Here is a 12,362-nt window from a genome sequence, read left to right on the forward strand (position 1 = left end):
GCACAGATCGTGGTATGCTTGGCCATCTTCGTCGATCCCTCCCTTGTTATGCGAACCTAAAGTTCGTTCAACCATTCGGGTCCCGATGAAGTGCCGATCGCGATCTTGCTATGTCTGACAGCCCTCAAGGCTTCGGTGGGCACCGATCCGATCGAACGGCGACCCAGCTCGGGCGGCCACCCGGGCTGGGCCATTCCTCACGGAACGGCTCAATATAATCGATCGCCCTAATACAAGGGTGGGCAAAGGCGCTGTTGCGCCGTGCCCACGTTCTCCCCGCAATTTGATAAAGGTGGTGGGCACGCTTACGCTTTGCCCACCTTACGGCAGTGTGCTTGACGGCCTACGCCGCATCCACCTTCAACACCCCGCGGCGGATCTGATCCTCCTCGATCGATTCGAACAGGGCCTTGAAATTGCCCTCGCCGAATCCGTCGTCGCCCTTGCGCTGGATGAACTCGAAGAAGATCGGACCGATGGCGTTGGCCGAGAAGATCTGGAGCAGCACCTTGGTCTGGCCGCCCTCGACCACGCCTTCGCCGTCGATCAGGATGCCGTTCCTCTGGAGACGTGCGAGGTCCTCGCCATGCTTGGGCAGGCGCGCATCGATCTTCTCGAAATAGGTATTTGGCGGCGCCGGCATGAACGGCAGGCCGGCGTCACGCAGACCTTCGATGGTGCGGTAGATGTCGCGGCAGCCGCAGGCGATGTGCTGGATACCCTCGCCGCGATAGGTCTTCAGATATTCCTCGATCTGGCCGGAATCGCCGGCGTCCTCGTTGATCGGAATGCGTATCTTGCCGTCCGGGCTGGTCAGCGCGCGCGAGAACAGGCCGGAGGCGCGGCCCTCGATGTCGAAGAAGCGGATTTGGCGGAAGTTGAACAGCTTTTCATAGAAGCCGGCCCAGACATCCATGCGGCCGCGATGGACGTTGTGGGTGAGGTGGTCGAGATAGAACAGGCCGGCGCCGACCGGCCGCGGATCGCGCGCCCCAAGCCACTCGAATTCGGCATCATAGGCCGAGCCCTTGGCGCCGTAGCGATCGACCAGATAGAGCAGGCTGCCGCCGATGCCCTTGATCGCGGGCACGTCGAGCGTCTTCTGTGCGGATGATACGTCCGCCGGCTCCGCACCGAGCGAAATCGCCCGGTCATAAGCCGCCTTCGCATCGACGACGCGGAACGCCATTGAGGGAGCGCAAGGCCCGTGCGCGGCGACGAAGTCGTAGCCATGTGTGCCTGGCTCCTCGTTGACGAGATAGTTGATGTCGCCCTGGCGATAGACCGTGATTGTCTTGGTCTTGTGGCGCGCAACGGGCGCATAGCCCATCAACTTGAACAGCGCGTGCAACTCGCCCGGGTTGGGATGCGCATATTCGACGAACTCGAACCCGTCGGTGCCCATCGGATTGTCGGCGCTAATAGTGGCCGGCGGTGCATCGTGCGGAAACGGTCCCATCGTGTTCTCCCTGTTGCTGGGAGGAACTATCCTTCATGGGGGCTGCAATGAGCGTGCAAACGGGACGGAATTTGGCTATGATATGCACGATCCGTGCATAAATTGGACAAACGACGCATGATTTCAGTTGACGCCTTCGACCTTAAGATCCTGGGTGCCCTCCAGGACGACGGCCGTCTCACCAACCAGGAACTCGCCGACCTCGCCGGGCTCTCGGCCTCGCAATGCTCGCGCCGGCGCATGCGGTTGGAGGAGGAGAAGGTGATCGCGGGCTATCACGCCGATCTCTCCAGCGAGGCGCTCGGCTTCGGCGTGATCGCCTTCATCCAGGTCGGACTTGCGACTCACTCGCCGGATAATTCGAAGCGGTTTCGCGCGCTCGTTGGCCGCATCGACGAGATCCAGGAGGCCTATTCGCTCACCGGCGACGCCGATTACGTGCTGAAGGCCGTGCTGCGCGATCTCAAGGGCCTCTCCAACCTCGTCAACGACGTGCTGATGCCGCACCAGAGCGTCGCGCATGTGCGCTCCTCGATCGTGCTGGATAGGCTGAAAGAGAGTTCGCGGCTGCCGCTCAAGGAGATCAAGGCCGGCTGAAATCGAGGGAAATGCGGCATTCGCGCAGCCCAGGCGATCTGCGATGATCCGGTCCAATCCGGAGATTCTGCCCATGGCCCTCCAGCTTCGACCGAACTGCGAATATTGCGACCGCGACCTGCCGCCTGATGCGACAGATGCGCGGATCTGCTCATATGAATGCACGTTCTGTGCGGACTGCGTCGATACGAAGCTCTCCAATGTCTGCCCGAATTGCGGCGGCGGCTTTGCCCCGCGCCCGATCCGTCCCACGCAGGAATGGCGGCCGGGCGTCTGCACGACCAGGCAGGTTCCGTCCGACAAGCGGGTGCATTTGAAGTACAGCGTGGAGGATGTAGCTGCGCATTGCGCGCGGATACGCGATGTGCCGCCGGAGAAGCGATAGGTCTCGTAGGGTGGGCAAAGGCGCGCAGCGCCGTGCCCACGTGACCGATGTGGTGGGCACGCTACGCTTTGCCCACCCTACGGCACCGGAGTGCGCAGCTACTCCGCCGCTAAAATGGTCCCCTCGACCTCACCAAACCCAACGCGATAGCCGTTGCCCTGGCACCAGCCGCGCATGACGAGGCTGTCGCCGTCTTCCAGGAACGAGCGTTTCACCCCGCCCGGCAGCTCGACCGGCTCGGTGCCGTTCCAGCTGATCTCGAGCAGGCTGCCGCGCTGGTCCTTCTCCGGGCCTGAGATCGTACCGCTCCCCAGGAGATCGCCGACATTCATGGCGCAGCCAGAGGAGGCGTGGTGCATCAGCTGCTGCACCGACGACCAGTACATGTACTTGAAATTGGTACGGCTGATGCTGGCGGGCGCATTGGCGCCGGCGGCGCGCAAGGAGACGTCGAGCGCGATATCGTAGTTCTGCGGCTTCGCCTGCTTGAGATAATCCAGCGGCACCGGCTCCTGCTCCGGGCCCTTCAGGCGGAACGGCTCCAGCGCCGCGCGCGTCACCACCCAGGGGCTGATCGATGTCGCGAACGCCTTGGCGAGGAACGGGCCGAGCGGCACATACTCCCATTGCTGGATGTCGCGTGCGCTCCAGTCGTTGAGCAGCACGAAGCCGAAGATCATCTCCTCGGCCTGTTGCTCGGTCAGCATGCCGCCCATCGGCGACGGTTGGCCGATCACCACGCCCATCTCCAGCTCGAAATCGAGCCGCTTGCACGGCCCGAAGCTCGGCACATCCACATTCGGCGGCTTCAACTGCCCGCGCGGCCGCTTCACGCTCGTGCCTGACACCACGACGGTGGACGCGCGGCCGTTATAGGCGATCGGCATATGCAGCCAATTCGGCTGCAGAGCATTGTCCTTGCCGCGGAACATCACGCCGACATTGGTGGCGTGCTCCTTCGACGAATAGAAATCAGTGTAGCCGGAGACGGCGAACGGAAGATGCAGCCTGGCATCGCGCATCGGCACGAGCGCCTGCTTCCGCAGCTCTTCGTTATCGCGCAGCTCGGGATGGTCGTGGCGCAGCAACTCGCTGATGCGGGCCCGGGTCTTGCTCCAGACCTTTGGTCCGAGCGCCATGAACGGATTGAGCGAGGGTCCGGAGAAGACGCCAAGCGGGCCGACATCGAGCCGGGAATCCTGTTCGAGCTCCCGGAGATCCAGCACGTAATTGCCGATCGCGACGCCGACACGCTGTGTCGGGTTGGCCGCGGTCGAGAACACGCCGTAGGGCAGGTTCTGGATCGGGAAGTCGGAGGCGGGATCGACGTCGATGAAAGAGCGGAGGCTGGGATCGTTGGGGTGCGTTGTCACTTCAGGCTCGATTCTCTCTTCCTTCTCCCCTTGTGGGAGAAGGTGGCGCGAAGCGCCGGATGAGGGGTTCTATCCGCGTATCCGAAAGTGAGAGGCTTACTCGCGGAGAGAGACCCCTCACCCGTCTCGCCGCTTCGCGGCGAGCCACCCTCTTCCACAAGGGGAGAGGGGAAGAAAAGCTACGGCTTGCTCGGATCGAACCGCTTCTCGAGACCCTTCCAGCAATCCGCGTAATCGTCCTGCAGCGTGGACGCATTTGCGGCATGCGCCGTAACGCGCTGCGGGTAGCGGGTCTCGAACATGAAGGCCATGGTACCGGTCAGCTTCACCGGTTTCAGCTCGCCGTTGCTGGCGTGCTCGAAGGCGTCGCGGTCGGGGCCGTGCGGCAGCATGCAATTGTGCAGGCTCATGCCGCCAGGGACGAAGCCCTGCGGCTTGGCGTCGTAGACGCCGTAGATTAGGCCCATGAACTCGCTCATGATGTTCATGTGATACCAGGGCGGACGGAAGGTGTTGTCGGCGACCATCCAGCGTTCGGGGAAGATCACGAAGTCGATATTCGCGGTGCCCGCCGTCTCGGACGGCGAGGTCAGCACCGTGAAGATCGAGGGATCGGGATGGTCGAACCCGATCGCACCGACCGGCGAGAAGGCGCGCAGATCGTATTTGTAGGGCGCGTAATTGCCATGCCAGGCGACGACGTCGATCGGCGAATGCGGCAGCTGTGTCTTGAACAGCGAGCCGCCCCATTTCACGTAGAGCTCGGTCGGCGTGTCCTTGTCCTCGTAATGCGCGACGGGGGTGAGGAAGTCGCGCGCATTGGCGAGGCAATTGGCGCCGATCGGCCCACGCTCCGGCAGCGTGAACGCTCCGCCATAGTTCTCGCAGAGATAGCCGCGTGCCGGACCGTTCGGGATCTCGACGCGAAACTTGACGCCGCGCGGGATCACCACGATCTCGCCCGGTTCGGCGTCGATGCGGCCGAACTCGGTGACGAGGCGAAGATTGCCCTGCTGCAACACGAACATCAACTCGCCGTCGGCATTGTAGAAATGCTGGTCCACCATCGACTTGGTGATGAGATAGACGTGCGCGGCCATACCGGCCTGCGTGTTCACATCGCCGGCGGTCGTCATGGTCTGCACGCCCTGGACGAAGGTCACATCATCCTTCGGCAGCGGCGTCGGGTCCCAGCGCATCTGCGCGATCGGCAGATCGTATTCGTGGCACGGCGCCGAACGCCACAGCCCAATATCGACCTTCTCGAAACGCCCGGAATGCTTCACCGAGGGGCGAATACGATAGAGCCAGGAGCGTTCATTGGTGCCGCGCGGCGCGGTGAAGGGCGAGCCCGAGAGCTGCTCGGCATAGAGGCCATAGGCGCAGCGCTGCGGCGAGTTGCGCCCGATCGGCAGCGCGCCCGGCAGCGCCTCGGTCTCAAAGCTGTTGCCGAAGCCCGACATATAGCCCGGCGTCACCTGAGCCGAGCTTCGGATGATCTGATCAGGCGAGGTGTTGATGTTCATGACTATCCTCCTCCTTGCAAGGCCGCCCACATCTCCTGGTCACGCTTGTCGGTCCAGATCACGGGGTCGTCGATCCCCGACGCTTCGTCGAAGGCGCGCGACACGTTGAACGGCAGGCAGTGCTCGTAAATTGCAAAGCTGTGGAATTTCGGATCCATCACCTCGCGCGTTGCCGCCATCGTCTCCTTCAGCGTACGCCCCTTCGCAACCGAGATTTCGGCCGCACCATAGAGCGAGGTGACGAAGTCGCGCGTCATCGCGATGGCTTCGCGCACCGTGGCTGTACCCTTCAGCGCATCGCCGCGGCCCGGCGCGATCGCCTTCGGATTGAAGTTGCGGATCTCGTTCAGCGTCAGCGGCCATTCGCGCAAGTGAGCATCGCCGCAATAGCAGGCCGAGTGATATTCGATGAGATCGCCGGAGAACATCACCTCGGCATCGGGCACCCAGGCGACGATGTCGCCAGAGGTGTGGCCGGCCCCGAGCTGCATCAGCCGCACCTCGCGCTTGCCGAGATAGATCGACATCTCGCCTTCGAAGGTCAGCGTCGGCCAGGTCAGGCCGGGAATGCTCTGCGCGTCCTGGAACAGCCGCGGGAAGCGGCCATATTCGGAATCCCAATCCTGCTTGCCGCGCTCTTCGATGAGACGATAGGTCTCCTGCGAGGCGACGATGTCCTGCGCCTTGTAGGCGGAGGCCCCCAGCACGCGCACGGCGTGATAGTGCGACAGCACGACATATTTGATCGGCTTGTCGGTGACGGCTTTAACGCGCTCGATCACCTTGTTCGCCATCGCCGGCGTTGCCTGCGCATCGAACACGAGACAGCCGTCGTCGCCGACGATGATTGCGGTGTTCGGATCGCCCTCGGCGGTAAAGGCATAGAGATCGGTACCGATCTCGGAGAAGGTGATTGTCTTCTCGGAGAGGTCGCCGGTGGATGCGAAGTTCTTCGCCATCAATTCGTCCTTCAATTCACGGGGTCATTGTTGTTGCTGTTGCTGCTGCTGGCCGTCGATCATGCGCCGCTTGGCGAGGGTGATCGCCTCGCGCAGCACATCGATGTCGCCGATATGGTTGGCGAGGATCAGCACCAGCGCCGCGTCCAAATCGGCGCTCTGCTCCTCGGTGAGACCACGGTGCGCCTCGGCGATGGCACGGAAGGCATCGTCAGGTCGCGCGAAGTTGGAGCTGGTGGAGAGTGGCATGAAAAACCTCAATTCAGGCCTTGTGTCAGGCCTTGCGCCCGCGACAGGGCCGCCGCGATCACCGCCCGCGTCGGATGGCGAAAGCGCGCCGCGACATAACCGTCGGGCCGGAGCAGATAAGCGGCGCCCGGCTCGGCGTCATAGCGCCTTGCAACGAGGCCCGCGGGATCGGCAAGTCCGCCCGCGCCGTCGATGCGGATGTCCTTCACCCCATCGGGCGCAGCGACCGCCGCGCCATTGCTGAACGACAGCAGCGTAAAGTCTGTTCCACCCGTCCGGAATGCATCCGTCAAATAGCCCTGCTCGCCCGAACCCATCGCAACGGGGGCATCGAGCATGGAGCAGCCGGGAGCCGGTCCGCCGCGCCAGGCATCTGCATCCGGTGACGACAGCGGCGAATCGTAGCTGCACGGCACCGACAGGCGGCCGCCATTGACCATGCGCTTGCCGAACTCGGTCTCCTTGGCGAGCGACAGCACCGCCTTGCGCAGCCGCGCTTCCTGATGCGAGTTCGGTGCCATGAAATCGGTCGAGCGCGTGGATTCGCGGATGTTCTCGTCGGCGGCCAGGCTGCGCTCGGCGTGATAGCTCTCGAGCAGGCTCACGGGCGAGGCACCCCGCAGCACGCGGTCGAGCTTCCAGGACAGATTTTCGGCGTCCTCGAGCCCGGAATTGGCGCCCCGCGCACCGAACGGCGAGACCTGATGCGCGGAGTCGCCCGCAAAAATCACGCGGCCATGGATGAAGCGGTCCATCCGCCGACACTGGAATTTGTACAGCGAGATCCACTCGAACTCGAACTTGTCGTGCCCGAGCATGCGGGCGATCCGCGGCCGCACGTTCTCCGGCTTCTTCTCGACGACGGGGTCGGCGTAACGATTGAGCTGGAGATCGATGCGCCAGACGTCGTCGGGCTGCCGGTGCAGAAGCGCCGAGCGTCCCGCATGGAATGGCGGATCGAACCAGAACCAGCGCTCGGTCGGGAATTCCGCCGTCATCTTGACGTCGGCGATCAGGAACTGGTCCTCAAACACCTGGCCGGCAAACTCCGCGCCGACCATCTGCCGCAGCGAAGATCGCGCACCGTCGCAGGCGATCACATATTGCGCATGCAGACGATAGGCGCCCTCCGGCGTTTCGATCGTCAATGCTACGGAATCGTTGCGCTGCTCCAGCGCCGTCACCTTGTTGCGCCAGCGCAGGTCGATCTCGGGCAGATCCTGGATGCGGTCGACCAGGTAGGCCTCGGCGTAGTATTGCTGCAGATTGATGAAGGCCGGCCGCTTGTGGCCGTCCTCGGGCAGGAGGTTGAACTGGTAGAGCTGGGAGTCCCCGTGGAAGATTCGGCCGACGCTCCACACCACGCCCTTGGCGACCATGCGCTCACCGACGCCGAGTCGGTCCCAATATTCCAGCGACCTCTTCGAGAAGCAGATCGCGCGGGAGCCCTCGCCGATGCGGTCGGCATCATCCAGAAGGACGACGCGCTGACCGCGCTGGGCGAGATCGATCGCGAGCGACAGCCCGACCGGACCGGCGCCGACAACCACGACCGGATGCTCGGCCGGGCTTTGGCCAGCGCGGTCCTGATCGGGATGGCGGCGATAGCCGAACTGGGCTTTGGCCTGATGCGTCTTGGCCTGCGCCATACACTAACCTCGGCTCTGGTCAGGAGTGGACCGATCTGCTAGATAGTCTCACGTGCAACTATTTTGGACCGGAGCCGGCCGGCCGTCAACTGGAATTCGGAGCGCGCTCCTTGGCGAGAACCAGCAACATCGCATTGAAGGCACGCGAAGCCGATGAGGCTTCTGCGCGGCCAAAGGCACGACTCGATCTGTTCAAGTTCGTCCCGTTCCGCCTCAACCGGCTCGCGGCCGAGGTCAGTTCCGCGCTCTCGGTCGAATATCAGGAACGGCACGGTCTCGACATTCCGGCCTGGCGCGTGATCGCCACGCTCGGCTTCCGCAACGATGCCTGTAGCGCGCAGTACATCTCGCAATGCACCCGCACGCACAAATCGACCATCAGCCGCGCCGTCACCATGCTGTTGCACGAGGCGCTGATCGAGCGGGTCGAGAACGAAGCCGACCGCCGCGAATTCCGCCTGCAACTGACGAAGAAAGGCCGCGCGCTCTACGAAGAGCTGTTCCCGCAATTGCTGCGGCGGGAGGACGAGATCCTCGCCTGCCTCTCGGCACAGGAACGCAAGCAGCTCTCGGCGCTGCTCGGCAAGATCGAGCGGAGCCTCGATTTGATCCAGACCAGCGAAGAGGCCGACGCCAAGCAGGCGTATTAGGGCGCGGAACCATAGATTCTGTACATATGTGCCGGATGGCGAGGTCCGCATTGCCCAAAAGCGGACATCGACGATGCATCAGCGAATGTCCGCCAAGGGCCACAAGGCGCACCCTTAGAGCTGTAAGATTATTGGGTGAGCTTGATTGGCTCTCCACTGGCTGATTAAGTGAGCTGAAGCCCTATGGTCTTTGCAGACAGCGCGAGGTTTCAATGCTGCATCGCCGCACTTTCCTGAGGTTTGCGACGTTTGTAAGTGGCGCGTCACTGTTAAGGGTGCCGTTGGCACAAGCTCAATCGGAAGCGAAGGCACGGACTAGGATCGTGTTTCTCGGCACCAAAGGGGGTCCCCGCGTCGAGATCGGCCGCTCCAATCCAGCCAATTTAATAGAAATCAACGGCACGCGTATCGTGCTCGATTGCGGCATGGGCGTCAGCCGTCAATTGGCGGAAGCGAAAGTACCGTTGACCTCGGTGAAATATATCCTGATTAGCCATCATCATTCGGATCACAACCTCGAATATGGCAATCTAGTCTACAACGCCTGGGTCTCTGGCCTCTCGACGCCGATTCATTCGTTCGGCCCGAACGGGCTCGAGGAGATGACAAAGACTTATTGGGAGCTGAACAAGTTCGACGTTGACACCCGCATTGCGGACGAAGGACGCCCGAATCCCCGTCCGCTCTTGATCGCGAAGGATATCGTCGCCGACGGCGAGTTCCTGAAAACCGATGAGTTTACGATTACCGCTTTTCGCACTCCGCATCCTCCGATCACCGACAATTTCGCCTACAAGTTCACGACTCCCGACGGCGTGATCGTGTTCTCAAGCGACACCGAATACAATCCGAAGTTGGCGGAATTTGCCAAGGGCGCCGATGTGCTGGTCCACGAGGCGCTTTTCGCCCCATTCGTGGAGAAACTCGTCGCACGCGTTAAGAATGGGGCCACGCTGGGCAAGCATTTGATGGCGAGCCATACGACGGCGCAGGATGTCGGCAAGATTGCCAGTGCGGCTGGCGTGAAATTACTGGTGCTCAGTCATCTAGTGCCTGGTGATATCGATGTCACCGACGATCAATGGATTGCCGCCGTCAGGGAGAACTATTCCGGAAGGGTTAGCGTGGCAAAAGACCTGATGGAACTAGTGCTTCCGGTTAAGCCGTAGACCGCTCAGAGTGAGGCCCTTCCGAAAAGGCGGTCCCGAGATGATCGCATTCGATCCCTCTGAGCCGGGGTCGGTGAACGGCTTCTAGAGTACGCGGGTGATGATGACCGCTAAGGGTCACAGGGCGACATTCCGGGTTCGGGGCCGGGTGCCCGCTTTACCCTCGAAAGCAACCATCCCGGATTTACGAAGTACACGCCCTTGCATTCCTGATGACCAGTCGCCCCCTCATGGTGAGGAGACGCGCAAGCGCCGTCCAGCGGAGGACGCTTCGCATAACCGCGAGAACCATGAAGGTTCCGCTGCTGCATCTCGGCCTTCATCCTTCGAGACGGCGCGCAAGAGCGCGCCCCTCAGGATGAGGGTCTGGCACTCACGCTATTTCGCAAATGACCGCGACGGCGGCAGGTGCAGCGCCCAGGCCTCGACCTTGTCGCTGGCGCGCGGATAGATTTCCGTCACGATCGGATCGTGGCCGGGGATGAATCTATCAGGGTGGCCGGCGAGGCGCTCGATCGTCTCCCAACCCACCGCCATGTCGCCGACATTGTAGACGATCGGGAACGGGCTGCGCCGCTGCAGGTTGGCGTAGTAATGCGCGGCATCGGACGCCAGCACCACCGGGCCGCGCGCGGTCTCGACCTTGACCACCTGCAAGCCGTCCGAATGGCCGCCGACGCGGTGCACGGTGACTCCGGGCGCGACCTCGCCGTCACCGGAATAGAAATTGACGCGCTCGCCATAGACGTGGCGCACCATCTGCGTGACGTGCTCGACCGAGAACGGATGGCGCAGCAGGCCGTTGCACATGCAGCGGCCGGTCGCGTAAGCCATCTCGCGCTCCTGCAGATGGAAGCGCGCATTCGGGAAGCGATCGAGATTACCGGCGTGGTCGTAATGCAGATGCGTCACGATGACGTCGCGAACGTTTGACGCCGCAACGCCAAAGCGCTCCAGCGCATCGACCGGATTGAGCGTCAGCTTGCGCGCCCGCGCGCTCGCCTCCTCGGCATTGAAGCCGGTGTCGACCAGAATGTCGCGGCCGCCCCCGCGGATCAGCCAGACGAAATAGTCGAGGTCCTGCGCCGCGCTGTCATGCGGATCGGGCTGAAGGAAGTTCATGCTGGGGGTACGCGGCGACATCGTCGCATAGCGCAGGGCGTAGATTTCGTAGGCGTTTCCCATGATTCTTGCTTTTTGCTTTGCTTTTCTGAGTGGACCTTCCGGGACGATCCTGCGCAGCAAGCCATTGTCCGCTGCAAAGGTCAAACGCCTCGCGGCGCGACGGGGCAGACCTTTCAATGTGAGACCAATCACATTTTCGACGCCATGGAGGTCCTAACGTGCCGCCGGCCAGATCGAGCCGGATCACGTCGGAGCAGAAACATGAGACTGTTTATTCCCCTTGCGGCGCCCCGGACGTTGCGGTCAATCGTCGCGATAACGCCGAATCTCCAAGTGGTTGACGCCCCCCGTCCCCAGTTTGATAATGCAGGAAGCGTAAGTTAAGGTCGCCGCGGCGCAAGCTAGGAACGGCGCCTTTTTGGCTGGACCGCGCTGATTATGAAAATTCGCTTCTTTTTCCTTCTGCCCTTGCTCATCTCGCTCGTCCCGACTGCTCCATCGCTTGCGGCCGGAGACCGTTTTGCGTTGGTCATCGGCAATGCCAAATATCCGGACGCGGATGCCCCGCTGAAGGAACCGATCAACGATGCGCGCAACGTCGCCGACGAGCTCAAGCGCGACGGCTTTGCGGTCGAGATCGGCGAGAATCTGACCGGCGACGGCATGCGCCGCGCCTTCGACAAGCTCTACGGCAAGATCAAGCCGGGATCGGTGGCGCTGGTGTTTTTCAGCGGCTTCGGCATCCAGTCGGCGCGCCAGAGCTACTTGCTGCCGATCGATGCGCAGATCTGGACGGAATCCGACGTGCGCCGCGACGGTTTCAGCCTCGAGACCGTCCTCGGCGAGCTCAATACCCGCGGCGCCGGCGTGAAGATCGCGCTGATCGACGCCTCCAGGCGGAACCCGTTCGAGCGCCGGTTCCGCAGCTTCTCGGCCGGCCTGACCCCGGTCATCGCGCCGAACGGCACGCTGGTGATGTATTCGGCGGCGCTGGCCTCGGTGGTCTCGGACGCCGGCGGCGATCACAGCCTGTTCGTCCAGGAGCTCCTCAAGGAAATCCGCGTCCCCGACCTGATGGCCGAGGAGACGCTGAACCGGACCAAGATGGGCGTCACCCGCGCCTCGCGCGGCGAGCAGGTGCCGTGGATATCCTCTTCATTGGCCGAAGACTTCTCATTCAGCCCGGGAGCCGGCGGATCGCGTCCGGCACCGTCGACGGCG

Annotated in this window: 12 protein-coding genes; 5 read left to right on the top strand and 7 right to left on the bottom strand. The window is 62.6% G+C overall.

Features of this window, described 5'->3' with window-relative positions; all coding sequences use genetic code 11:
* Positions 1-343 precede the first annotated feature (343 nt).
* Positions 344-1,459: a 4-hydroxyphenylpyruvate dioxygenase gene (gene hppD, locus MOV75_RS11410; protein WP_247005691.1), complete on the bottom strand. Its 1,116-nt coding sequence runs from the start codon at positions 1,457-1,459 to the stop codon at positions 344-346.
* Between the two features lie 117 nt (positions 1,460-1,576).
* Between hppD and MOV75_RS11415 the strand changes: the two genes are divergently transcribed.
* Both MOV75_RS11415 and MOV75_RS11420 read left to right on the top strand, forming a co-directional pair.
* A complete protein-coding gene (locus tag MOV75_RS11415; protein ID WP_246920931.1) occupies positions 1,577-2,056 on the top strand; it encodes an Lrp/AsnC family transcriptional regulator in 480 nt (159 codons plus the stop codon).
* 73 nt (positions 2,057-2,129) lie between these two features.
* Positions 2,130-2,441: a DUF1272 domain-containing protein gene (locus MOV75_RS11420; RefSeq protein ID WP_247005693.1), complete on the top strand. Its 312-nt coding sequence runs from the start codon at positions 2,130-2,132 to the stop codon at positions 2,439-2,441.
* Positions 2,442-2,539: 98 nt separating this feature from the next.
* On the opposite strand, the gene fahA is transcribed toward MOV75_RS11420, so the two are convergent.
* The 5 genes from fahA to MOV75_RS11445 all read right to left on the bottom strand — a co-directional run bounded on the left by fahA (position 2,540) and on the right by MOV75_RS11445 (position 8,197).
* Positions 2,540-3,814, bottom strand: coding sequence for a fumarylacetoacetase (gene fahA, locus MOV75_RS11425; protein ID WP_247005695.1), 1,275 nt, complete (start codon positions 3,812-3,814; stop codon positions 2,540-2,542).
* A gap of 179 nt (positions 3,815-3,993) precedes the next feature.
* Positions 3,994-5,340 carry a homogentisate 1,2-dioxygenase gene (hmgA, locus tag MOV75_RS11430; RefSeq protein ID WP_246925974.1) on the bottom strand — a complete coding sequence of 449 codons (1,347 nt, stop codon included), beginning with the start codon at positions 5,338-5,340 and terminating at the stop codon, positions 3,994-3,996.
* Between the two features lie 2 nt (positions 5,341-5,342).
* Entirely contained in the window at positions 5,343-6,299 is a 957-nt protein-coding gene (locus MOV75_RS11435) for an MBL fold metallo-hydrolase (RefSeq protein WP_247005697.1), read from the bottom strand.
* 24 nt (positions 6,300-6,323) lie between these two features.
* Positions 6,324-6,548, bottom strand: a complete 225-nt coding sequence (locus MOV75_RS11440; protein ID WP_246925979.1) for a DUF2783 domain-containing protein — start codon at positions 6,546-6,548, stop codon at positions 6,324-6,326.
* 8 nt (positions 6,549-6,556) lie between these two features.
* Positions 6,557-8,197: an FAD-dependent oxidoreductase gene (locus MOV75_RS11445; protein ID WP_247005699.1), complete on the bottom strand. Its 1,641-nt coding sequence runs from the start codon at positions 8,195-8,197 to the stop codon at positions 6,557-6,559.
* Between the two features lie 110 nt (positions 8,198-8,307).
* On the opposite strand from MOV75_RS11445, the gene MOV75_RS11450 reads away from it, so the two are divergent.
* Together MOV75_RS11450 and MOV75_RS11455 are read left to right on the top strand one after the other, a co-directional pair.
* A complete protein-coding gene (locus MOV75_RS11450; RefSeq protein ID WP_247005701.1) occupies positions 8,308-8,847 on the top strand; it encodes a MarR family winged helix-turn-helix transcriptional regulator in 540 nt (179 codons plus the stop codon).
* A 323-nt stretch (positions 8,848-9,170) separates the two neighbouring features.
* Positions 9,171-10,016 (top strand): MBL fold metallo-hydrolase, encoded by an 846-nt coding sequence (locus tag MOV75_RS11455; protein ID WP_247005711.1) that lies wholly within the window; start codon positions 9,171-9,173, stop codon positions 10,014-10,016.
* A 378-nt stretch (positions 10,017-10,394) separates the two neighbouring features.
* Here MOV75_RS11455 and MOV75_RS11460 read toward each other — a convergent pair whose 3' ends face one another.
* Entirely contained in the window at positions 10,395-11,201 is an 807-nt protein-coding gene (locus tag MOV75_RS11460; RefSeq protein WP_246925985.1) for an N-acyl homoserine lactonase family protein, read from the bottom strand.
* A 378-nt stretch (positions 11,202-11,579) separates the two neighbouring features.
* On the opposite strand from MOV75_RS11460, the gene MOV75_RS11465 reads away from it, so the two are divergent.
* Positions 11,580-12,362: caspase family protein (locus MOV75_RS11465; RefSeq protein WP_247005713.1), on the top strand; the 783-nt coding region annotated here is incomplete at its 3' end.

The organism is Bradyrhizobium sp. PRIMUS42, from assembly GCF_023006515.1.
GTDB lineage: Bacteria > Pseudomonadota > Alphaproteobacteria > Rhizobiales > Xanthobacteraceae > Bradyrhizobium.

Bases quoted from the DNA above. Each gene is read 5' to 3' on its own strand.
- hppD (WP_247005691.1), bottom strand. From the start codon at position 1,459: ATGGGACCGTTTCCGCACGATGCACCGCCGGCCACTATTAGCGCCGAC.
- MOV75_RS11415 (WP_246920931.1), top strand. From the start codon at position 1,577: ATGATTTCAGTTGACGCCTTCGACCTTAAGATCCTGGGTGCCCTCCAG.
- MOV75_RS11420 (WP_247005693.1), top strand. From the start codon at position 2,130: ATGGCCCTCCAGCTTCGACCGAACTGCGAATATTGCGACCGCGACCTG.
- hmgA (WP_246925974.1), bottom strand. From the start codon at position 5,340: ATGAACATCAACACCTCGCCTGATCAGATCATCCGAAGCTCGGCTCAG.
- MOV75_RS11435 (WP_247005697.1), bottom strand. From the start codon at position 6,299: ATGGCGAAGAACTTCGCATCCACCGGCGACCTCTCCGAGAAGACAATC.
- MOV75_RS11440 (WP_246925979.1), bottom strand. From the start codon at position 6,548: ATGCCACTCTCCACCAGCTCCAACTTCGCGCGACCTGACGATGCCTTC.
- MOV75_RS11445 (WP_247005699.1), bottom strand. From the start codon at position 8,197: ATGGCGCAGGCCAAGACGCATCAGGCCAAAGCCCAGTTCGGCTATCGC.
- MOV75_RS11460 (WP_246925985.1), bottom strand. From the start codon at position 11,201: ATGGGAAACGCCTACGAAATCTACGCCCTGCGCTATGCGACGATGTCG.